The sequence below is a fragment of the Bradyrhizobium sp. USDA 372 genome, from assembly GCF_053629095.1.
Genome location: NZ_JBRJHR010000001.1, coordinates 6,100,929 through 6,123,103, shown reverse-complemented (window position 1 = coordinate 6,123,103; position 22,175 = coordinate 6,100,929). Strand labels below are relative to the sequence as shown.

Sequence of the window (22,175 nt, the reverse complement as noted above, 5' to 3'; positions counted from 1 at the left end):
TCCTGCTCAAATATGGCCACACGAGGTTCACTTGCCGGCCATCAAAAGGCAATCGCGCCCGGAACCCGGCCGTCCGGACAGGTCGATTGGCCGATCGTCGATCTCCAGGAGCCAGCAACAACAAGGACAGGCGCGCCAAGATCTTGACAGCGCTCGCGCGCTGAATATTTTTTCGCCGAGAAGAGACCTTCTCATCCTCGCACAACCAAAGGATCCAACGCGACCGTCTGGAGAGACGACGATGCTCGATGAGAATCTGGCCCGCATTCGTGCGCACCGCAACAACATCCACCGCTACCGGCGCCTGCTGAAGACCAGGTTGTCGCAGCTGGAGCGCCAGTTCATCGAGAGGCGCCTCGCCGAAGAGCAATCGGCGCTCGATGGCCTGACCGCAGCGACCTTTCCCGTCGGCCTCCGCGCCTCTGAGGCGCCGGCTGGCGCAATGGAGATGGCGCAATGAACAGCCAACGCGACCTGCTCATCCGCGGCAGCGAGAAGGTCATCGGCCATTACGAGCTGCTTCTTGCCAGCGCCAAGAGCGAGCATGAGCGCGAGCTCTATCGCCAGCGCATCGAACGCGAGCGGCGGCTGATCCGGGACCTGCAAGGCGGGCTGGATCACCGCGCGGCCTGAGCTGGGGAGATCACACGCCCCTTGACCATCGCAGGGGCGAACCGCTCCCGCGGTTCGTCCCCCCTTCGTTTCAGCGGACGAGACGATTGGGGCCTGCGAGCGCGCTGCTCGGCTCGGCTGCCGGCGCCACTCTGACGGTGGCGGTGAACGGCGCACCATTGCGCAGGAGCGTGAGCTTCACGTCCTCGCCGACGCGCGCAAGGCCGATCGTGTTGCGGAGCTGGGCGGCGGTGCGGATCGGGCGGTCGTCGGCGCCGGTCACGACGTCGCCCTTGCGCAAGCCTGCCTTCTCCGCGGGCGAATCCGCCGCGATCTCGGCGATGACGGCACCCTGATTCAATCCCTTGTTGACCGACGGATGCAGGTCCTTCAGCGAAACGCCGATGCGGCCGCGCTCGACGCGGCCGCTCGCGATGATCTGCTCCATCACCTTGCGCGCCATGTTGACCGGAATGGCAAAGCCGATGCCGACATTGCCGCCCGCGGGCGAGATGATCGCCGAGTTGATGCCGACGAGCTCGCCGCGCAGGCTGACCAGCGCGCCACCGGAATTGCCGGGATTGATCGCCGCGTCGGTCTGGATGAAATCCTCATAGCCCTGCTTGCCGAGGCCGGTGCGGCCCAGCGCGCTGACGAGCCCCGAGGTCACGGTTTGGCCGAGGCCGAAGGGATTGCCGATCGCAAGGACGAAATCCCCGACATCGAGCCCGTCGCTGTCGCCGAAGGCAAGCGCCTTGAGCCCGACCGGATTCTGGACCTGGAGCACCGCGACGTCCGTCGGCGGATCACGGCCGATGACCTTGGCGGAAAACTGCCGGCCGTCCTTGGTCGTGATCTGAACGGCGGAGGTGCCTTCGACCACGTGATTGTTGGTCAGCACATAGCCGCGCTGGGCGTCGACGATCACCCCGGAGCCGGTCGCGTTGACCTCCTTCTCGATCTGCCGGGGCACGTCGAAGAACTCGCGAAAGAGCGGATCGCGATAGAGCGGGTTGTCCTCGCGCACACGGCCGTGCACGGAGATGTTGACCACGGCCGGCGTCACCTGGCGCACCAGCGGCGCCAGGGTCGGCACCGGGCCACCGGTCTTCAGATCCGGAATCTGGCCGGCGGCAGGCTGCGATGCCGTGAGCGTCAGCATCAGCAAGGCCAGGAACAAGAGACGCACAGCATTCATCATCGCCACCCTGCCGCTTGTGGTGTGGGGATATTCGAAACCGTGGCTTCAGTCTTCGTCGCCTGACGCGACGATCATGCCCTGCAGGACCAGAAACGGAACGGTCCAGGCTGCCGCGGCTTGGCCGAGCAGCACGAGGGCGAGGACGGTGGGCGTGACCATCATGCCGTCCGCCCTTCGGCGGCGGCCCATGGCCGCCGCAGCCGCATCGGCACGCCGCCGCCCCGCGGCGGGTCGTCATTGTCGTTGTCGCCGTCGAGCTTGCGCAAGGCGGCCAGAATGTCGGCGAGCCGGACCGTGTGGCTCATGCCGGGAATCTCGCGCAAGGCGGGACAGGATTCGACCGCGTACATGTCCGATGCCCAGGACGACAGGATGACGCGCTTCTCGGGCGAAGAGAGCTCCTCGGCGTTCAGGACGTCGGCAGGCGAATCGTAGTGGGCGGCAGGATGAAACAGCGGATTGAGAGTGCCGGAACCGGTATTCATGTTGGTCATCGGTTAAGTCTCCCACATGCTCCTTTCCAGGGGGACGGCTTGTTGACGAGGAGACGGCGGCGCCACATCGCCGCCGTCCCGCTTGACGTTCATGCGAGCGCTCAGGCTGCCTTCTTCTGCTCGATCTGCGATGCCGCGGGAGCGCCGCCCGCAATCTGAATGCGGCGCGGCTTCATGGCTTCCGGAACCTCGCGGACGAGGTCGATGATCAGGAGCCCGTCCTGGAACGAGGCCTGTTTCACCTGGACGTAGTCGGCGAGGTTGAACACGCGCCGGAACGGACGCGCGGCAATGCCCTGGTACAAATATTCGCGCGCGGCGGTCTCGGGCTTCTTGCCCTCGATGGTGAGCGCGTTCTGTTCGGCCGTCACGGTGATGTCGTTGGCGCCGAACCCCGCTACGGCAAGGCTGATCCGGTAGTGATCTTCGCCGGAGCGCTCGATGTTGTAGGGTGGATAATTGTCCTCGGTCGCCTGGCGCAGCGTGCTGTCGACGAGGTCGGCCAGGTGGTCGAAGCCGATGGTGGATCGCCACAGGGGCGCGAAGTCAAAACTGGTCCTCATAACCAAGTCCTCCAAAGAGCAAGATGGATACGAAGGAGCGCAAGGCGGGAATTCAGACGGGTCCGAAAAGACCTGCCCGGCGCCCGTGCCGGACCCGATCTGGCATCCGGCACACCGCTCTCGCGGCGAAAAACGACTTAGAAAACCGGCAACCGGTTTCAAGAGGGGCCAACGAAATTTTTTTGCCCCATCGATGGTCCCCCGGGCCCGGACGCTCTCGGCGGCAACGGCAAGGTAAAATAGGGATAAAATAGGCGGGTCGAGGGTAAGGCCGGATTGCCTCCGTGCGTCTGGCCCCGGGCAACGCGCATGACGAAGCAGGCGGCAACACACCGCAGACCAGGATCCCCTCGGCGTCCAGCCGGTCTCGCGGCCGGCGCGATTGCCCTGCTCGCCGCCGCAACGGCCTGTGCGGCACAGGCCGAGGACATCGCCATCTCGCCCACCGGACTGAAGCCCATCGGAACGGTCGATGTTCGCTTTCAGTCCTACAATATCGAAATGGTGGAGGTGACCGGGGGGCGATTCTGGAAACCTTATCCGCGAACCGCACGCGCCTTCGACCAACGGGATCGTTACAGCGCGCGACCGCCGATCGATCTTGCCAATGCGCAACTGCGCCGGCTCGCGGCGGCGTTGTCGCCGGCCTATCTGCGCGTCAGCGGCACCTGGGCCAATGCGACGTTCTTTGCCGAGGCGCCGGGACAGCCGCCGCCGGGATTCAACGCGGTGCTCAGCCGAGCGCAATGGCGTGGCGTGGTGGAGTTCGCGCGTGCGGTCGATGCGGAGATCGTCACCTCCTTTGCGATCAGTCCCGGCAGCCGCGATGCCAGCGGCATCTGGAAGCCGGATCAGGCGCAGCAGCTGGTCGAGGCGACGCGCGCGCTCGGTGGCCGAATCGTCGCCGCCGAATTCATGAACGAGCCGACGCTCGCAGCGACGAACGGCGCACCGGTGGGCTATGACGCGGCCGCCTATGGCCGCGACTTCAAGGTCTTCCGCGATTGGATGCGGCGCGTCACACCGGAGACGCTGATCCTCGGCCCGGGCTCGGCCGGCGATCCACCGTCGCCATCCGGGGCGGGGCTCACCACGCGCGATCTGCTTGCCGCATCCGGTCCCGGCGTCGATCGGTTCTCCTATCACCATTACAACACGATCTCGCCGCGCTGCGGCGGACAAGATGATCCGGCGCAGGCCCTCTCGGAGCAATGGCTGGGCCGCACGGATACGACACTCGCGACCTACCAGGCCCTGCGCGACGCATTCGAGCCGGACAAGCCGATCTGGCTGACCGAGACGGCTGATGCTGCCTGCGGCGGCGGCTTATGGGACCGGACTTTTCTGGACACGTTCCGCTATCTCGACCAGCTCGGACGCCTGGCGAAGGCCGGCGTGCAGGTGGTGATGCACAACACGCTGGCCGCCAGCGATTACGGTCTGCTCGAGGAAACGACGTTCCGGCCGCGGCCGAGCTATTGGGCCGCGCTGCTCTGGCGCCGGCTGATGGGAACGATCGTGCTCGACGCAGGCAAACCTGCTCCGCGCGATCTCCATCTCTATGCGCATTGCCATCCAGCCGGGGCAGGTGCGGTGTCGCTGCTCGCGATCAACACCTCGCGCAGCGCATCGCGCACGCTATCGCTGCCGGATTCCGCCGAGCGGTACACACTGCACGCGGCGCGGCTGCAGGGCACGATTGTGCAGCTGAACGGCAAGGCGCTCGCGCTGACCAGAGATGGCCGGCTGCCGCCGCTCCGGGCACGCGCAGCACCGCCGGGCGCGATCCGGCTCGCGCCGACGACCATCACCTTCCTGGTGCTTCCGAACGCTGCAAATCCGGCTTGCCTGTCCCGACGCTCAGGATCTTAGCGAGTCCCGCGCCGTCTCCGGCGCCAGCAGGGTTGCGAAGATCGTGATGACCGACAGCGCAACGATGTAGACCGAGACCGCCCAGTACGATCCGGCCCATGCCAGCAGCGCAGCCGCGATCAGCGGCGAGAAGCCGCCGCTCAACGCCGCCGCGACGTTAGCGCCGAGCGAGGCACCGCTGTAACGCACCTGGGTGCGAAACAGCTCCGGCATGAACGCGGCCTTCGGCCCGAACAGCAGCGCATGGGTGAGCGTCATCGTGACGACGAGCGCAAGCGTGATCAGCGCCGGCTCCCTGGTGTCGAGGAACCAGAACAGCGGGAACGCCAGCGCCACCGAGAAGACGCCTTGCGTCCGAAGATGTCGGACAGCCAGCCGGCCAGCGGCAGCGTCGCGAACTCGACGATCGCGGCATAGACCACGGCATCCAGGATCACCTGCCGGGGCAGGCCGAGCTTGGTCGTCGCGTAGACCACCGTGAAGACGGTGAGGAGATAAGCGAGCCCGACCTCCGAGACCGTGATGCCGATCGCGAGCAGAAAGCTGCGCCAGTCGCGCCGCAGTACTTCCAGCACCGGCTGGGCCAGCACCTCCTTGCGCTCGACCACCTCCTTGAAGTGCGGCGTCTCCGCAAGCTTCAGGCGGACGATGAAACCGACGCCGACCAGGAGGATGCTGATCAGGAACGGCACGCGCCAGCCCCAGCTCAGAAAGTCGGCTTCGGGCAGCTTCGTCATCAGGGCGAAGATGCCGGTGGAGGCGGCGACGCCGACGGGAAAGCCGACCTGCACCAGGCTGCCGTAGAAGCCGCGGCGATTGCCGGCATGTTCGATCACCATCACGACCGCGCCGCTCCACTCGCCGCCGAGCCCGATGCCCTGGACGAAGCGCAAGGCGATCAGCAGGATCGGGGCCCAGACGCCGATCTGGCTGTAGGTCGGCAGGCAGCCGATCAGGAAGGTGCCGAGCCCCATCGCGATCATGGTCGCAACCAGCATGGTCTTGCGGCCGAGCCGGTCGCCGTAATGCCCGATGATGGCGCCGCCGATCGGCCGCGCGACGAAGCCGACCGCATAGGTCGAGAATGCCGCGAGCGTGCCGACGAAGGGATCGAAGCTCGGGAAGAACAGCTTGTTGAAGACGAGTGCGGCGGCCGTGCCGTAGATCAGGAAGTCGTACCACTCGATCGCGGTGCCGAGCGCGCTCGCCCACACCACATGCGCCGTCGTCGATCTCTCCGCGGAAGCGGAGACCCCCATTGCTGTCGTCATGCCCTGCCCCAACGATTCCAGTGGCCATCATGAATAATCAGGGTGAGGGTTGCAACCTGCCCGCGCACTTGGTCGCTCGCGTGCCCCGGACGCTGCGCAGCACGAAGTGATGCGCTGCAGAGCCGGGGCCCATGTCGATGCGAGTTGCTCGGCCTGCTGGGTCCCGGCTCTGCGCAGCAGCGCAAGAGCGCTGCAGCGCGTCCGGGACGCGAGAGCGTCCGGTGCCGCCGCTCCGACACCCGTCATTGCGAGGAGCCCTTGCGACGAAGCAATCCAGACTGCCTCCGCGGAGAGATTCTGGATTGCTTCGCTTCGCTCGCAATGACGGGTGTTGATGCATTAGCGCTCCCTGCGCGACGTTGCCCAACTATCGTGGAACCCATTCCGCCCCCTTATTCGCCATTGACAAACTCATTCGCCAATATCTAATTTACCTCCACAAAACGACCCTGCCGCACCAAGCGGCCAATAAGAGAGAGGAAACGACAATGAGAGGGCTCCTGGCCTGCACCATGCTCGCGGCCATGACTTCAGCAGCCATGACATCGGCGGCGACCGCGCAAGTCTCCGACGACGTGGTGCGGATCGGCGTGCTGACGGATCTGTCGAGCTGGGGCCGCGACAACTCCGGGCCGGGCTCGGTCGAGGCCGCCAAGATGGCCGTGGAGGAATTCGGGCCGACCGTGCTCGGCAAGCCGATCGAGATCATCAGCGCCGACCACCAGATGAAGACCGACGTCGGCGTGCAGATCGTGCGCGGCTGGTTCGACAACGCTAAAGTCGACGCCGTCGTCGACATCCCCAATTCCGGCATTGCGATCGCCGTGCACAACATGGTGCGCGAGCGCGGCAAGGTCGCCCTGCTCTCGGGCCCCGGCGCGAGCTCGCTCACCGACGAGCTGTGCAGCCCGAACACCGTGCATTTCACCTACGACACCTATGCGCTGTCCAAGGTGACCGCGTCCGCCGTGATCAAGGAAGGCGGCAAGTCCTGGTATTTCATCACGGCGGATTATGCCTTCGGCCAGCAGCTCGAGAAGGACGCAACCCGCTTCATCAACGAGATGGGCGGCAAGGTGCTCGGCGGTGTCAAGCATCCGACCAACACCGCGGACTTCTCCTCCTTCGCGCTGCAGGCGCAGAGCTCGAAGTCCGACGTCGTCGCCTTCGCCAATGCCGGCCAGGACACCGATAACGCCATCAAGCAATCCGGCGAGTTCGGCCTGGTCCAGGGCGGCCAGAAGCTGGTCGGCCTCTTGATGTTCGACACCGACGTGCACGCCATCGGCCTCAAGGCCGCGCAGGGCACTTACATGACCACTGCGTCCTACTGGGCCATGGACGAGGCCACCCGCGCCTGGTCCAAGAAGTTCTACGAGCGCACCAAGGTGATGCCGACGATGATCCAGACCGGCGTCTACGGCTCGGTGCTGCATTATCTCAAGGCGATCAAGGCGGCCGGCACCGACGATTCCGCCAAGGTGATGGCGAAGATGCGCGAGCTGCCGATCGAGGATATCTTCGTCCACGGCGGCAAGTTGCGCGAGGACGGCCGTGTCATCCGCGACATGTATCTCGCCAAGGTGAAGTCGCCCGAGCAGTCCAAGGAGCCGTGGGATTATCTGGACATCGTCAAGACCGTGAAGGGCGAGGACGCCTTCCGCCCGATCTCCGAATCCAAGTGTCCGCTCCTGAAAAAGTGAGGCCCGATATGGCTGGCAACGAGCATGGCGCCATGGAGACTTACGAGTGCGACGTGCTCGTGGCCGGATCGGGTTGCTCCGGCATGTCGGCCGCGATCACCGCGCGTTATCGCGGCCTCGACGTGCTGATCGTGGAAAAGGAACCGCGCTTCGGCGGCACCACAGCCCGCTCCGGCGGCTGGCTCTGGATCCCCGGCACCTCGCTGGCGAAGGCATACGGCATCGAGGAGTCGCCGGAGCAGGCCCGCACCTACTTGCGGCACGAGGCCGGCAACAATTTTGATGCCGCGCGCGTCGACGCGTTCCTGAGCGCCGGTCCTGAAGCCGTCGATTTCTTCACCACCAAGACCGCGCTGCGCTTCGACATGCCGCTGGTGTTTCCCGATTACCATGCGGAAGCGCCCGGCGGCGCCCAGGGCGGCCGCTCCATGGTGACGCGCCCGTTCGACGGCCGCGAGCTCGGCGATCTCATCAAATCGCTCGGCATGCCGCTGCCCGAGCTCACCGTGTTCGGCATGATGTTAGGCTCCGGCAAGGAGATCATCCACTTCATGCGGGTGACGAAGTCGCTGACCTCGGCGGTCTATGTCGCCAAGCGCCTGTCGCGGCATTTCATGGATGTGCTGCGCCATGGTCGGGGGATGACGCTCACCAACGGCAATGCGCTCGCCGGACGCCTCGCAAAGTCCGCGCTCGACCTGAAGATTCCGATGTGGCTGTCCTCGCCGGTGCGCGAGCTGACGGTCGAAAACGGCGCTGTGACTGGCGCCATCGTCTCGCGCGAGGGACGCGACGTGCGTGTCCGCGCACGTCGGGGCGTCGTGCTCGCCTGCGGCGGCTTTCCGCACGACGTCGCGCGGCGCAAGAAAATGTTCCCGCACGCGCCGACAGGCGTTGAGCATTATTCGCCCGGGCCCGCCGGCAACACCGGCGACGGCCTGCGCCTTGCGGAAGGCGCCGGCGGCAGCATCGAGGATCGCCTGCCGAACGCGGCGGCCTGGGTGCCGGTGTCGCTGACCACGCGCAAGGATGGATCGAAGGGCGTGATGCCGCATTTCATCGACCGCGCCAAACCCGGCGTGATCGCGGTGATGCGCGACGGCAAGCGTTTTGCCAATGAAGGCAATTCCTATCACGACTTCGTCCAGGCCATGATCAAGGCCGCCAAGCCCGGCGAGGAGATCGCCGCCTATCTCGTCTGCGATCACAAGACTCTTCGGAAATACGGCCTCGGCTGCGTGCCGCCTTTCCCGATGCCGCTGGGTCACCATTTGAAGACCCGCTATCTCATGCGCGGCGATACGCTGGAGGCGCTGGCGGCGAAAGCCGGCATCGACGCCGGGGCGTTCGTCGAAACGGTCAGGCAGTTCAATGTGACAGCGCCGCAAGGCCACGACGCCGCCTTCGGCAAGGGCTCGAAGGCCTATAACCGCTACCAGGGCGATGCACTGCACGGCCCCAACCCCTGCGTGGCGCCGATCGAGAATGGTCCGTTCTACGCCATCAAGATGGTGATCGGCGATCTCGGCACCTATGCCGGCATCGTCACCGACGAGAACGCGCGGGCGCTCGACGCCGAGGGACGAGTGATTCCCGGCCTCTATGCCGCCGGCAACGACATGGCGAGCATCATGGGCGGCAATTATCCCGGCGCCGGCATCACGCTTGGGCCGGCGCTGACCTTCGGCTACATTGCCGGCCGTCATCTCGCCGACAGCGCCGCGAGGCGCGACGCGGCGTAAGCGCGACGCCAGGAGGCGCATGAAGAGAGAAAGCCGCGGCATCCAGTCGATCGAGGTCGGCGGAGAATTGCTCCGCGCGCTTGCCCGCAGCGGCGAGCCGATGATGCTGCGCGATCTCGCCCGCGAAGCCGGCATGACGCCGGCCAAGGCGCATCCCTATCTCGCCAGCTTCTCGCGCATCGGCCTGATCGAGCAGGACGAGACCACCGGCCGCTACGAGATCGGCGCGCTGGCGCTGGAGCTCGGCCTGATCAGCCTGCGCCGCCTCTCCGGCGTGCGCATCGCGCGTCCCAAGATCGCGGGCCTCGCGAGCCAGATCGGCCACGCCGTCTCACTCGCGGTCTGGGGCACGCACGGCCCGACCGTGGTGCAGCTCGAAGAGCCCGCCCAGCCGGTGCACATCGTGATGCGCGTCGGCTCGGTGATGGCGCTGCTGGAGACCGCGACGGGCCGCGCGTTCGCGGCCTTCCTGCCGGAGAAGACGATCAGCGCCGCGCTCGACAGCGGCCTCGACCGCCATGGCGTCGGCTACAACCCGAAGCGCGCCGTGAAGGGTACCAAAGTGGCCGAGATGCTCGCTGAGGTGCGCAAGCACGGCCTCGCCCGCGCGCTCGGCGATCCCCTGCCGGGCGTCAACGCGTTCTCCGCGCCGGTGTTCGACCATTCCGGCCACGTCGCACTGGTCATCACCGCGATGGGCCCGGAAGGCACGTTTGATGCCCGCTGGGACAGCCCGATCGCGCATGCGCTGCGCGAGTGCGCGGAGAGCATTTCGAAGCGGCTCGGCCACGGGATGACGGTTGCGGCGGAGTGATGGGCAAACTGCCCGCCTCACGACGACCGTCATTCCCCGCGAAGGCGGGGAATCCAGCACGCCGCGGCCCATCGATTCAATCACGACCGCCTCGGAGTACTGGATCGCCCGGTCAAGCCCGGCGATGACACCGAGAGTGGGGCGACAACGCGCCTACTTCTCCTTCACCGGCACCGTGTAGTTCAGGATCAGCCGGCCGCCATCCGGATAGATCGTCTGCCCCGTGATGTAGGACGCATCGTCGCTGGCGAGGAACGCCACGACGGAGGCGACCTCGCTCGGCTCGCCGCCGCGGCCGGCCGGCGTGCGTGACATCACGGTCTTGCGGGCGTCCTCCGAGGTGTAGATGGACGAGGCCACCATGTCGGTCAGGATCGTGCCCGGCCCGACGGCGACGACGCGGATGTTGTGGGGAGCGAGTGCGACGGCCGCGACGGAGGTGAGCTGCTTCATGCCGCCTTTCGACATCGCGTAGGTCGCCAGCGCCGGGATCGCCAGCAGCGCGTTCACCGAGGACATGTTGATGATGACCCCGCCGCCGCCTTGCGCGATCATCTGCCTCGCCGCCGCCTGCACGCCGAAGAACGCGCCCTTCAAATTGATGCCGATGATCTCGTCGAATTCCTCTTCGGTGATGTCGAGGATGTCGCGGTTGCGGGCGACGCCGGCATTGTTGACCATGATGTCGAGCCGGCCGAACTCCTTCACCGCGGTCGCGACCAGCTGATCGACGTCCGCGCGCCTGGCGACGTTGCCGACGATCGTGCGCAACGCATCCGGCCGGCCAAGCTCGGCGGCCGTGGCGGCGAGGCCTTCGGCATCGACGTCGGAAATGACGACCTTGACGCCGTCGTCCAAAAACCTCTTCGCGCAGGCCTTGCCGATGCCGCGCGCCGCGCCGGTGATGGCCGCGACCTTGCCGGATAGTCTCATGGTCTCCCTCCAGGACTTGGGACGATTTCACCTTGCTCTCAGAGGAAACGATCGGGCGCGAACGGCGCGAGCGGAATTTCCGGCGCCTTGCCGCTCACGAGCTGGGCGACGAGACGACCGGTGCGGGCCGAGCCGACCAGGCCGACATGGCCATGGCCGAACGCATAGACGATGTCGCGCGAGGCGCGCGCGTAGCCGATGCAGGGACGTCCGTCCGGCATGCTCGGGCGATGGCCGAACCAGGTCTTGACGCGCGAGGCCGGAATGTCCTTCGGCAGCTTCGGGAACATGCCGACGAGGTGGTTGCGCAGGATTTCGGCGCGCTTCCAGTTCGGCGCGGCTTCCAAGCCGGCGATCTCGACCGTGCCGGCGGCGCGCAGGCCCTTATTGGTCCAGTTCACCACAAGCTTGGCGTCGGAGGCCATCATCGAGCTGCGCGGACCTACTTCCGGATTCTCGATCACGACATGATAGCCGCGCTCGGTTTCGAGCGGGAGGGGATCGCCGACGGACGCGGTGAGCTGCTTCGATCGCGCACCGGCCGCGACCACAGCGGCATCGCAAGCGATCTCGCCGGTCTCGGTGAGAACGGCCACGAGCTTGCCGCCGTTGAGCTTCAGCCCGGTCGCCTTGGCGCGCACGTGCTTGGCGCCGCTGGCGATCGCGTGATTGGCGAGCGCGGCAACGTAAGCGCCGGGATCGCGGCAGCGGCCGGCCTCCTCCACCACCACGCCAAAGGTGTAGCGCGGATGCAGATCCGGCTCACGCTGGCGCATCTCGTCGGCATTGAGCTCCAGCCATTCGACGCCGACCTTCTTGCGCAGGCGCCAGCCGAGATCGTTGTCGAAATTGCCGCGCGAGGTGAACACGTGCATCACGCCGTTGCGCTCGATCAATTCGGGGACGCCGGCTTCTTCCGCGAGCTTCCGGTGCAGCAGCGGCGCATCCTTCAAGAGGTTGCGCAGCGCGAACGCCGTGGTCTCGACCCGCGCCGCGGTCCAGCCCGAGAGCAGGTACTTGATCAACCAGGGCAGCGCCTTCGGCAAGTAAGACCAGCGGATCGCGAGCGGGCCAAGCGGATCCATCAGATAGCCCGGCACCTTCTTCCACACGCCCGGCTCCGCCGGCGGGATCACCGAATGCGACGACAGCCAGCCGGCATTGCCGTAGCTCGCCGCCTGTTCGCCGCCCGGGTCGCCGGGATCGATCAGCGTGACGCGATGCCCCTCGCGCAGCGCCTCGATCGCGCTGATCACGCCGACCGCGCCGGCTCCGATGATGGCGACGTGGCGGCCGTCCGGCATCGCTCTAGGCCTTCACTGCGGGCGTAAAATCCTTGCCGACCGAGATCGCCCTGGGATCGATGATGCAGTGGAGGATCGACGGCTTGCCCGAGGCGAGCGCGCGCTCGAACGCCGGTGCGAACTCTTCGGTCCGCTCGACGCGCTCGCCATGGCCGCCGAACGCCTTGGCGTACATCGCAAAGTCCGGGTTCTTGAGCTGGGTGCCAACGACCCGGCCGGGATAGTCGCGCTCCTGGTGCATGCGGATGGTGCCGTATTGCACATTGTCGATGATGATGACGATCAGCGGCGCATCATATTGCACGGCGGTTGCGAATTCCTGGCCGTTCATCAGGAAGCAGCCGTCGCCCGCAAACGCGACCACGACGCGATCCGGGTATTGCCGCTTGGCGAGCACGCCAGCCGGCACGCCATAGCCCATCGAGCCCGAGGTCGGTGCGAGCTGGGCGGCAAAGCTGTGGAAGCGGTGATGACGATGGATCCAGCCGGCATAATTGCCGGCGCCGTTGCAGACGATCGCATCCTTCGGCAGGCGGTCGCGCAGCCAGGTCATGACCTCGCCGTACTGGAACCTGCCCGGCAGCTCGCGCGCCTTCCCGGTCCAGGCGAGATAATCGGCATGCGCCTTGGCGGCTTCGCCCTTCCACGCCACCGCGCCGGAAGGCTTCAGCGTCTCGACGGCAGCGGCGAAGGCGGCCGGCGTGGCCTGGATCGCCAGATCAGGCTGATAGATGCGGCCGAGCTCTTCGGAGCCCGGATGCACATGGATCAGCTTCTGCTTCGGATTGGGAATGTCGAGCAGCGTATAGGACGAGGACGGCATCTCCGACATGCGGCCGCCGACCAGCAGGAGAACGTCGGCATTGTCGATGCGCGCCTTCAGGCCCGGGCTCGGCCCGATGCCGAGGTCGCCGGCATAGTGCGAATGGTCGGCATCGATCAGCGAAGCCCGGCGGAACGAGGTCGCGACCGGCAGGTCGAACCGCTCGGCGAACCGCGCGATGCTCTTGGTCGCCTCCTCGGTCCAGCGCGAGCCGCCGAGAATGACGAGCGGCGCCTTGGCGCCGGCCAGCATGGCGCCGAGCTTCTCGATATCGGCAGGCGCCGGCCAGCTCACCGCCGGCTCGATGCGCATGGCATCGGCAACGGCCGCGGTCTCGGTCAGCATGTTCTCCGGCAGCGCGATCACGACGGGACCGGGGCGGCCCTGCATGGCGACGCGGAAGGCGCGCGCCACCAGCTCCGGAATGCGATCGGGACGATCGATCTCGACCGCCCATTTGGCCATCGAGCCGAACACCGCCTTGTAGTCGAGCTCCTGGAACGCCTCGCGCTCGCGCATGCCGGTGTCGACCTGGCCGACGAACAGGATCATCGGCGTCGAATCCTGCATCGCGATGTGGACGCCGTGGCTGGCATTGGTGGCACCGGGGCCGCGGGTGACGAAGCAGATTCCGGGCCGGCCCGTGAGCTTGCCATAGGCCTCCGCCATCATCGCCGCGCCGCCTTCGGCACGGCAGATCACGACGTCGATCGGGCTGTCATGCAGCGCATCGAGGGCCGCCAGATAGCTCTCACCCGGCACGCAGGTGACGCGCTCGACGCCCTGGGCGACGAGCTGATCGATCAGGATCTGGCCCCCGGTGCGGGTGTTGCGAATGGTCATGTCGGCTCCCTCGAGACTTCGGCGATGCGCACTTGTGCGGGAACTGGCCTAGGACAGGCCGAGAGCGTGCGCAAGGTCGAAAGGCTTCTCGCAGCCTGCGCAGGCGTCATGCCCGTCCCTGCCGTTTGCACTACAGTCCCTGCCGCGGCCACGATGGCGAGCTTCGAGATCTTCGTCTACGATCCGGCCAAATCGTTGGGAGCACCGGAATGCAAACCATTGGCCTGATCGGAGGCATGAGCTGGGAGAGCACCGCGCTTTACTACAAGCTCATCAACGAGCGGGTCCGCGACCGCATCGGCAAGCTGCATTCGGCCCCGCTCCTGATGTATTCCTATGATTTCGAGGAGATCAAGCAGATGCAGTATGCCGGCCGCTGGCAGGAGGCGGCGACGAGCCTCGCTGAAGTCGCGCGGCTCCTCGAAAGTGCCGGCGCGCGGGCGATCGTGCTGTGCACGAACACGATGCACAAACTGGCGCCCGAGATCATCTCGAGCGTCACCATTCCGTTCATCCACATCGGCGACGCGACGGCCGAGCGGATCCGGACCAAGGGATATCGGCGGGTCGGGTTGCTCGGCACCAAGTTCGCGATGGAGGAAGACTTCTACATCGATCGATTGCGCGCGCATGATCTCGACGTCATGGTCCCTCCCGCGGACGAGCGCGCGGAGGTGAACCGCATCATCTACGACGAGCTGTGCCTCGGGAACGTCGCCGCGCCCTCGCGCCGCCGCTACCAGGAGGTGATGGCGGCCCTCGTCGCCGGCGGAGCCGAGTGCATCATTCTCGGCTGCACCGAGATCACCATGCTGGTCGGCCCGGACGACACGTCTGTCGAGACGTTCGACACCACGGCCATTCACGCGGAAACGGCCGCCGATTTCGCGATCGGGTGAATTTGATCCCTCAGCTTCAGCCCCGTTCCGGGATCGAGGTCCCTGGAAGGTGGGCTATCCTCACCCGCTCCGCTTCTGCCGCGCGCTCGCCAGCAGCACCAGCATGAACGAGGCCGCCGTCATCAAGGTCGAGATCGCGGCGATGGTCGGATCGATCTCGTCGCGCAGCGCGGTGAACATGCGCTTGGTCAGCGGCTGATACTGGCCGCCGGAGATGAACAGCGCGACGATGGTCTCGTCCATCGCCGAGATGAAGGCGAAGATTCCGCCGGCGACCACGCTGGACTTGATCTGCGGCAGCGTCACCGCGAAGAAGCTGCGCAGGCGGTTCATGCCGAGGCTGCGCGCCACCATCTCCTGCGCGGGATCGAAGCTCTGCAGACCCGCGAGCACCGAGATCACGACATAGGGCAGGCCCAACATCACGTTCGCCAGCACGAGGCCGGGCATGGTCGCAACCAGACCGACCTTGGCATAGACGAAGAAGATGCCGACGGCGGTGATGATGATCGGCACCACGAGCGGCAACAACAGCGCCATGTGGATGAGACGCATGATCCGTAGCTTCGACTGGCTGATGGCGTAGGCGGCGGCCACCCCGAACGGGGTCGCGATCACGACGGTGAGGAGCGCAACCGTCAGCGTCACCCGCGTCGCCTGCATCCAGGCGGGATTTGAGAAATATTGCTGGTACCAGCGCAGCGAGAAGGATGGCGGCGGAAAGGTCAGGAAGCGCGCGCTGGAGAACGAGATCGGGGCGATGATCAGAACGGGAAGGATCAGATAGACCAGCACCAGCACGCTGATCACGTACAGGGCAATCCGTGCGGGCGAGGCGCGCATCATTTCTGCCCCAACACGCGGTCGAGCGAGACGAAGCGGCTTACAATGAAGAAGATCGCGACCACACTGATTAGCAGCACGACGGCGACCGCGCTGGCCGCGCCGAATTGGTTGTAGAGCTCGACATTGCGGCTCACCAGCATCGACACCATCACGGTGCGGCCGCCGCCGAGCAGTTCCGGCGTGATGTAGAAGCCGAGGCAGAGCACGAACACCATGGTGCAGCCGGCAAGCACACCCGGCAGCGACAGCGGCAGGAACACGCGCATGAAAGTGAGCGACGGGCTCGCGCCCAGGCTGGCGCCGGCCTGCATCAAATCGTTCGGGATCTTCTGCATGGTGGCATAGAGCGGCAGCACCATGAACGGCAGCAGGATGTGCACGGTCGCGACAACCGTGCCGAACGTGTTGTGGACCAGCGCGAGCGGCTCGGAGATCACATCGAGATAGCGCAGGAACTGGTTGATCACGCCGCTGCGCTGGAGCAGCGCCAGCCAGGCATAGGCGCGCACCAGCACGCTGGTCCAGAACGGCAGCACGACCAGCGACAGGATCAGGATGCTCCACCCTTTCGGCACCGAATTGGCGAGGTAGGCCACTGGATAGCCCAGCAGCAGCGCGATTGCCGTGACCGCGAGGCTGATCTCGAACGTCAGTGCAAAGCTGCGCCAGTAGACATCTTCGGTGAAGACGCGGCGATAGTTCTCCAGCGTGAAGCCGTCATGATAGATCGACTGCCAGGCGAGCCAACCGACTGGCAGCACGATCAGGGCAAGGATCACCAGCAGCGCCGGCGACACCAATGCCAGCATCAGGCCGTGCTCGCGGCGCTGATGCTTTTGGGAGGGATCTGGCACGGATGTCGTCAACGCTGGCCTCGCCTACTTTTGCATGAAGGACGCCCAGCGCTTCTCGGCGGCCTCTCCGGCGGACGAGGACCACCAGGCGTAGGACATCAGCGCCTGCTTGGCCGCATTCGCCGGCTCGCTCGGCAATTGCGCAGCGCGCTCCGCCTTGATCACGCCCGTCTCGAACGCCTTGGGATTGCCCGGGCCATAATCGATGTGCAGCGGCAGATTGGCCTGGTGCACGGGATCGACCGCCGCGTTGAGGAACTTCACCGCGGTTTCCAGATTCGGCGCGCCCTTGAGGATGCAGAGCGAGGTGCTCTGCAAAACGCCCTGATTGTAGGTGAAGGTGACCTTCGCGCCCTCCTTGGCCACCGCGCTGACGCGACCGTTCCAGGCCATCTCCATGTCGACCTCGCCGTCATTGAGCAACTGCGCTGACTGCGCGCCCGAGGTCCACCACACCGTGATGTGCGGCTTGATCTCTTCCAGCTTCTTGAAGGCGCGGTCGACATCGAGCGGGTAGAGCTTGTCGGGCGCGACGCCATCGGCCATCAGCGCCGCCTCGAGCGTCGCGAACGGGTGGTTGCGCAGCGCGCGGCGGCCGGGGAATTTCTTGACGTCCCAGAAATCGGCCCAGCTGTTCGGCGCGTCCTTCGGGAAGGCCTTCTGGCTGTAGGCCAGCACGCTGGAATAGAACTCGTAGGACACCGAATAGGGACTGCGATAGGCCTCCGGCATCGCCGCGCCGTTTGGAATCTTCGAAAAGTCGAGCTTCTCGATCAGCCCCTGCTCGCCGCCGCGAAGGCAGTTGCCGGTCGGGGTGTCGACGACGTCCCAGATCGGCTTGCCGCTGCCGACTTGCGTCTTGATCGCGGGCCAGGCGTCGGGAATGGAGTCCTGGTTGATGGTGATGCCGAGCTTCTTGGCGGAGGGATCGAGGATCGCCACCGTCTGTGCCTGCTGATAGGCGCCGCCTTGCGAGACGAAGGTGATCTGCTCGGCGGCATCAGCCGCACTGGTCAACCCGATTGCGCCCAGCAGCGCGCAGCCCAATCCGAATTTCTGCTTCATCGTCATCCTCACCTCCTCCAAATAGAGCTCACTGGCCGATCGCGTCGAGAAACTGGTACCAGCCGGCGACCATACGCACGGCGGGCTCGCGCAGCGGATAGAACGGGATCGCCTTCATGCGCCTGATATCGAGCAGGCCGACGTCGGGCGTCTCGCCGCGCACGAAGGCGGCGAGATAGCGGCCCATCAGGCTCGACATCGCAACGCCGGCGCCGTTGTAACCCACCGCGAACAGCGTGCGATCGTCGAGCCGACCGATATGCGGCACCGAGTCCAGCGTCATCGCGACCAGCCCCGACCATTTGTATGCGAGCGGGACATCGGCGAGATCGGGGAAGATGCCGACCATCGCCTTGCGCAAGGCGTCGAACGCGGCTTGCGAGTCCTGCTTGCCGAAGGCGCCGCGGCCGCCGAAGATGACACGGTTGTCGACCATGCGGAACCAGCGCATCATGCGCTTGGTCTCGGTGTAGGTGCGCCCGGTCGGCATCAATTTTCCCGCGAGATTGCCGGGGAGGCGCTCGGTTGCGACTATGGCGCTGCGGAAGGGAATCAGCGTGCGCTGCAGATGCGCGGTGGCACTGGTCAGGTCCGAATAGCTGTTGGTGGCAATGATCGCCTGCTTGGCGCGCACCGCGCCTTGCGGGGTCTCGGCGACGATGCCGTCGCCTTCCCGCCGAAGCGTTGTGACCGGCGATCCCTGGAAGATTGCAACGCCGCGGCGCGCGACGCCATCGGCGAGGCCGCGCAAATAGTTGAGCGGATGAATGCCGCCCGAGCCGGGATTGAGCACGCCGCCGACGAAGATGTCGGAGCCGGTCTCCTCGCGCACCTGGCCTTTGTCGAGGATGCGAGCCGCGGCCGAGCCCATCTCGCGCGTCATCCAGTTGGCTTCGTCAATCGCGGCCCGGAGCGTCGTCTCGTTGTGCGCCGCCTTGACCTGGCCGGTACGCACAAGGTTCGCGCTGGTGATGCCGAATTCGGAGACGAGCTCCTCGACCATGTCGGTCGATTCATGCGCGATCTCGTACATGCGCCGCGCCATGGCGCGGCCATGCACGGCATCGATCTCGCGGAACGAGAGGCGGAACTTTGCCGTGATCACGCCGCCATTGCGCCCGCTCGCGCCCCAGCCGGGACGGTTGGCCTCGAGCACGACGGGGCTGAGCCCACTCTTGGCAATGTGGTGCGCGGCGGAGAGGCCGGTGTAGCCGGCGCCGATGATCACCACATCGGCTTGGCTCTCGCCCGACAGCACGGGATAATCGCGCGCCGGATCCGCCGTGGCTTCCCACAGCGAATTGACCGATGGCAGCGCGCGCCAGTCCCGTGTCATGCCACAGCTCTCCGTTACGCCGCCGGGCCGATCGCGGCGTCGGCGAGCGCCTTCAGCGTCGGGAAATGGAAGTCCGGCTTGGTCAGCGTCTCCACCGCCGGCGTGCCGCCGAAGCCGGCAATGCCCTGGCGGCGCTCGATCCAGCACACCTTGTAGCCGAGCTTCCGCGCGATCCCGATGTCGTGATACTGGCTCTGCGCGACGTGCAGGATATCGGACTGCTTGTAGCCGAACGCCGATTGGCGGCCCTTGTTGTAGGCGAAGAATTCCGGATTGGGCTTGGCAACACCGGTGTCGTCGGCACAGACCGTGTCATCGAAGGGATTTCCGAGCGCATGCGCGTAGCATGACAGCGCGACGCGGTCGGCATTGGTCATCGCGACCAGGCGGAACTTCGTGCGCAGCCGCTTGAGCGCTTCCACCGAATCCGGGAACGGCCTCCAGCGCAGCACCGAAAGCTGGAACACGTCGCAGGATGCGTCGTCAGAGGGCAAACCTAGCTCGGTGGCAAGATGGCGATAGACGTGGAACATCACTTCGCTGGAGCGCTCGTAGTGCTTGTCGCGGCCCCGCTTGTAGGGCTCGAAAATCTGCTCGTCGCTGAGCTCGGCTGCCTTCCTGCCTCCGATCTTGCGCACGGCTTCGAGCACGCCGGTTTCGAAATCAATCAAGGTGCCGACGACATCGAAGGTGAGAACCTTGAAATTGCTGAACGCGGCTTGGGTCGACATGGTCTTGTTCTCTCAGGTTGCCCGGGGCACGACGATCGTGTCCTCGGGGTGGAGCGTGACGGTGAGATTGCCGCCGAGGGGCGGAATGCGGTGATAGGCCTGGTGATAGCTCGGCTGGCGCAGGCTGAGCGCGATGCCGTCGGCGAGCGCGAGGAAAATGCGCAAGCTCTCGCCCTGATAGACGATGTCGGTGACCGTTCCGGTCAGCCGGTTGCATTCCTCATCCTGCGCGCCGTCGTCGATCAGCAGCTTCTCGCTGTGCACGGCCAGCATCAGGGCATCGCCATCGGGAATGGCGCGCGCGCTGCGCAGCAAGGCGTTGCCGAGCGCGACGCTGGAAGCATCGACGCGGCGGACCGGCAGCATCGTGGCTTCGCCGATAAAGCTGGCGACGAAGGAATCGGCGGGATGATCGTGCAGCCGCGCCGGCGCGTCGATCTGAACCAACCGGCCGTCCTTCATGACGGCGACGCGGTCGCTCATGGTCAGCGCCTCGCGCTGGTCATGGGTGACGTAGATGATGGTCGCCTGGATGCGCTTGTGCAACGCGCGCAGCTCGATCTGCATGGATTCGCGCAGCTGCTTGTCGAGCGCCGAGAGCGGCTCATCCATCAGGATCAGGCGCGGCTCGAAGATCATGGCGCGTGCGAGGGCCACGCGCTGACGCTGACCGCCGGAGAGCTGCGCGATGCCGCGCTCTTCATAGCCGGCAAGGCCGACCATGCTGAGCGCTGCGCGCACCTTGTCCGGCCAGACGGATTTCGGCAGGCGTCGCGCGCGCAAGGGAAAGGCGACGTTCTCGCCGACGCTCATATGCGGAAACAGCGCATAGTTCTGGAACACCACGCCGATGTCGCGCTTGTGCGGCGGCATATAGGTGACGTCACGGCCCCCGAACAGAATCGTGCCTGAGGTCGGCAGGATAAAGCCGCCCAAAATGCCGAGCAGCGTGGTCTTGCCGGAGCCGGAGGGGCCGAGCAGCGAGACGAATTCACCGGCGCTGACATTGAGCGAAACGTCGTCGAGGGCGCGAACGGCGCCATAGGCCTTGCTGGCGGACCTGATCTCGACGCTTTCCGCTCGCTTGTCCAATGATCGACCTCGCGATGTCCCTGCGCTGGCGTGCCTCACTGCGCGCCATAAGGCTGCTTTATAGACAGGGCTTTGGAGCACTCACGGCCGAAGCGTGCGCTGCACCAAATCTTCTCCCGAAGCCCCTGTGTTTAGGCTGTCATGCTCATGACACCAGACTTGCCAAAACTCGGCAATTGCCAAATTCTCACCGCGCTCATAACATGACGTTATGCCAGAGCTCCGCCGCATGCTGCCGTCCAGTAACGCCCTGTTCGTGTTCGACGCGGCGGCGCGCAACGGCAGTTTCACCGCGGCGGCGGCCGAATTGAACGTGACGCAGCCGGCGGTGAGCCGGATGCTCGGCCAGTTCGAGGAGCATCTCGGCGTCCGCCTGTTCGATCGCAAGGCGGGCCGCGCGGTGCTCACCGAGGAAGGCGAGTTGCTCTATCGCCGCGTGCTCGAAGGCTTTCGCAGCATCGAGAGCGGGCTCGTCGAGATCGAGCGGCGCCGCAAGGGCACCGAGACGGTGACGCTGTCGGTCTCCTCCGCCTTCACCACGCACTGGCTGATGCCGCGCATCGACAAGCTGCAGAAGCAGTTTCCGCAAGTGGATCTGCGCTTCCAGCTGATCTCCGGCGCGCTGCGCGGGCCGGTGGAGAATGTCGATCTCGGCATGCGCTTCCGTGACCGCGACGAGCCGTCATCCGGCGGCACGCTGGTGATGAAGGAAGTGATGCTGCCGATGTGCAGCCCCGGCTATCTCGGCGAGACTGATCCCGCCGAGGGCAACACCATCATCCGCCTCGCCGAGACGCCGGGCGACTGGGCCGCGGATTACGCTTCGCTCCTCACCGGGCGCCGCGGCGCGGCCAAGGCGCTGAGCTTCACCGACTATGCAGTCGTGGTGCAGGCCGCGCTGCTCGGCCAGGGCATCGCGCTCGGCTGGCTGACGGTCGCCTCGCACTGGCTGCTCACCGGCGCGCTGGTGCCGGCCTCCGACACGCTGACCACCACGCGCCGCATCTGCGAATTCCTGCCACCGCGCAACCGGATCATGCGGCCCATCGCCGCCGAGATCCGCGACTGGATCATCGCGCAGATGAAAAGCGAGATCGCCGCGATCGACCGGCTCTATCCGAAGCTCGGCGCCATGGCGGCGTGTTATTGAGCAGGTGGCGTCGCGGTGAAGCCCCGC

20 protein-coding genes and 1 pseudogene are annotated in these 22,175 nt (G+C 65.9%); 8 read left to right on the top strand and 13 right to left on the bottom strand.

What is annotated here, in order from left to right:
* The first annotated feature begins 31 nt into the window (after positions 1-31).
* A complete protein-coding gene (locus AB7M16_RS28640) occupies positions 32-460 on the top strand; it encodes a hypothetical protein (protein WP_453945784.1) in 429 nt (142 codons plus the stop codon).
* Positions 457-633 (top strand): hypothetical protein, encoded by a 177-nt coding sequence (locus AB7M16_RS28635; RefSeq protein ID WP_453945782.1) that lies wholly within the window; start codon positions 457-459, stop codon positions 631-633. Before AB7M16_RS28640 ends, AB7M16_RS28635 begins: the two co-directional genes overlap by 4 nt.
* A gap of 70 nt (positions 634-703) precedes the next feature.
* Here the strand turns inward: AB7M16_RS28635 and AB7M16_RS28630 are convergent, their stop codons facing one another.
* From AB7M16_RS28630 to AB7M16_RS28620, 3 genes are all read right to left on the bottom strand, one after another.
* Complete coding sequence (locus AB7M16_RS28630; protein ID WP_453945780.1) at positions 704-1,813, bottom strand: trypsin-like peptidase domain-containing protein; 1,110 nt, start codon at positions 1,811-1,813, stop codon at positions 704-706.
* Positions 1,814-1,971: 158 nt separating this feature from the next.
* Entirely contained in the window at positions 1,972-2,307 is a 336-nt protein-coding gene (locus AB7M16_RS28625; protein WP_453945778.1) for a hypothetical protein, read from the bottom strand.
* 101 nt (positions 2,308-2,408) lie between these two features.
* Entirely contained in the window at positions 2,409-2,870 is a 462-nt protein-coding gene (locus AB7M16_RS28620; protein WP_453945776.1) for an Hsp20 family protein, read from the bottom strand.
* 309 nt (positions 2,871-3,179) lie between these two features.
* On the opposite strand from AB7M16_RS28620, the gene AB7M16_RS28615 reads away from it, so the two are divergent.
* On the top strand, positions 3,180-4,742 hold the full coding sequence (locus AB7M16_RS28615; RefSeq protein ID WP_453945775.1) for a hypothetical protein: 1,563 nt from the start codon (positions 3,180-3,182) through the stop codon (positions 4,740-4,742).
* Here the strand turns inward: AB7M16_RS28615 and AB7M16_RS28610 are convergent.
* Positions 4,731-6,013, bottom strand: a pseudogene (locus tag AB7M16_RS28610) (MFS transporter). The gene AB7M16_RS28615 and the pseudogene AB7M16_RS28610 overlap by 12 nt on opposite strands.
* A gap of 488 nt (positions 6,014-6,501) precedes the next feature.
* On the opposite strand from AB7M16_RS28610, the gene AB7M16_RS28605 reads away from it, so the two are divergent.
* Genes AB7M16_RS28605 through AB7M16_RS28595 form a run of 3 tightly spaced genes read left to right on the top strand, consistent with a single transcriptional unit; the run spans position 6,502 to position 10,272 of the window.
* Positions 6,502-7,716: an ABC transporter substrate-binding protein gene (locus AB7M16_RS28605; RefSeq protein ID WP_453945773.1), complete on the top strand. Its 1,215-nt coding sequence runs from the start codon at positions 6,502-6,504 to the stop codon at positions 7,714-7,716.
* 8 nt (positions 7,717-7,724) lie between these two features.
* Positions 7,725-9,458, top strand: a complete 1,734-nt coding sequence (locus AB7M16_RS28600; RefSeq protein ID WP_453945771.1) for an FAD-dependent oxidoreductase — start codon at positions 7,725-7,727, stop codon at positions 9,456-9,458.
* A gap of 19 nt (positions 9,459-9,477) precedes the next feature.
* Positions 9,478-10,272, top strand: coding sequence for an IclR family transcriptional regulator (locus tag AB7M16_RS28595; protein ID WP_453945770.1), 795 nt, complete (start codon positions 9,478-9,480; stop codon positions 10,270-10,272).
* Positions 10,273-10,425: 153 nt separating this feature from the next.
* Here the strand turns inward: AB7M16_RS28595 and AB7M16_RS28590 are convergent, their stop codons facing one another.
* Genes AB7M16_RS28590 through AB7M16_RS28580 form a run of 3 tightly spaced genes read right to left on the bottom strand, consistent with a single transcriptional unit; the run spans position 10,426 to position 14,175 of the window.
* Positions 10,426-11,205: an SDR family NAD(P)-dependent oxidoreductase gene (locus AB7M16_RS28590; protein WP_453945768.1), complete on the bottom strand. Its 780-nt coding sequence runs from the start codon at positions 11,203-11,205 to the stop codon at positions 10,426-10,428.
* A gap of 38 nt (positions 11,206-11,243) precedes the next feature.
* Positions 11,244-12,509, bottom strand: a complete 1,266-nt coding sequence (locus AB7M16_RS28585; protein WP_453945766.1) for an NAD(P)/FAD-dependent oxidoreductase — start codon at positions 12,507-12,509, stop codon at positions 11,244-11,246.
* Positions 12,510-12,513: 4 nt separating this feature from the next.
* Complete coding sequence (locus tag AB7M16_RS28580) at positions 12,514-14,175, bottom strand: thiamine pyrophosphate-binding protein (RefSeq protein WP_453945764.1); 1,662 nt, start codon at positions 14,173-14,175, stop codon at positions 12,514-12,516.
* Positions 14,176-14,384: 209 nt separating this feature from the next.
* Between AB7M16_RS28580 and AB7M16_RS28575 the strand changes: the two genes are divergently transcribed.
* Positions 14,385-15,074, top strand: coding sequence for an aspartate/glutamate racemase family protein (locus AB7M16_RS28575; RefSeq protein ID WP_453945762.1), 690 nt, complete (start codon positions 14,385-14,387; stop codon positions 15,072-15,074).
* A 60-nt stretch (positions 15,075-15,134) separates the two neighbouring features.
* Here AB7M16_RS28575 and AB7M16_RS28570 read toward each other — a convergent pair whose 3' ends face one another.
* The 6 genes from AB7M16_RS28570 to AB7M16_RS28545 form a co-directional block, all read right to left on the bottom strand.
* Positions 15,135-15,920: an ABC transporter permease gene (locus AB7M16_RS28570; protein ID WP_271499556.1), complete on the bottom strand. Its 786-nt coding sequence runs from the start codon at positions 15,918-15,920 to the stop codon at positions 15,135-15,137.
* On the bottom strand, positions 15,917-16,729 hold the full coding sequence (locus AB7M16_RS28565; protein ID WP_172786997.1) for an ABC transporter permease: 813 nt from the start codon (positions 16,727-16,729) through the stop codon (positions 15,917-15,919). The genes AB7M16_RS28570 and AB7M16_RS28565 overlap by 4 nt, the downstream gene beginning before the upstream one ends.
* A 69-nt stretch (positions 16,730-16,798) precedes the next feature.
* Positions 16,799-17,845, bottom strand: coding sequence for an ABC transporter substrate-binding protein (locus tag AB7M16_RS28560; RefSeq protein WP_453945760.1), 1,047 nt, complete (start codon positions 17,843-17,845; stop codon positions 16,799-16,801).
* 22 nt (positions 17,846-17,867) lie between these two features.
* Entirely contained in the window at positions 17,868-19,175 is a 1,308-nt protein-coding gene (locus AB7M16_RS28555) for an FAD-dependent oxidoreductase (RefSeq protein ID WP_439364125.1), read from the bottom strand.
* 14 nt (positions 19,176-19,189) lie between these two features.
* On the bottom strand, positions 19,190-19,906 hold the full coding sequence (locus tag AB7M16_RS28550; RefSeq protein WP_453945758.1) for an HAD family hydrolase: 717 nt from the start codon (positions 19,904-19,906) through the stop codon (positions 19,190-19,192).
* A gap of 12 nt (positions 19,907-19,918) precedes the next feature.
* Positions 19,919-20,998 carry an ABC transporter ATP-binding protein gene (locus tag AB7M16_RS28545; RefSeq protein ID WP_453945756.1) on the bottom strand — a complete coding sequence of 360 codons (1,080 nt, stop codon included), beginning with the start codon at positions 20,996-20,998 and terminating at the stop codon, positions 19,919-19,921.
* 211 nt (positions 20,999-21,209) lie between these two features.
* Between AB7M16_RS28545 and AB7M16_RS28540 the strand changes: the two genes are divergently transcribed.
* Positions 21,210-22,148 (top strand): LysR family transcriptional regulator, encoded by a 939-nt coding sequence (locus AB7M16_RS28540; RefSeq protein WP_172786921.1) that lies wholly within the window; start codon positions 21,210-21,212, stop codon positions 22,146-22,148.
* Positions 22,149-22,175 lie beyond the last annotated feature (27 nt).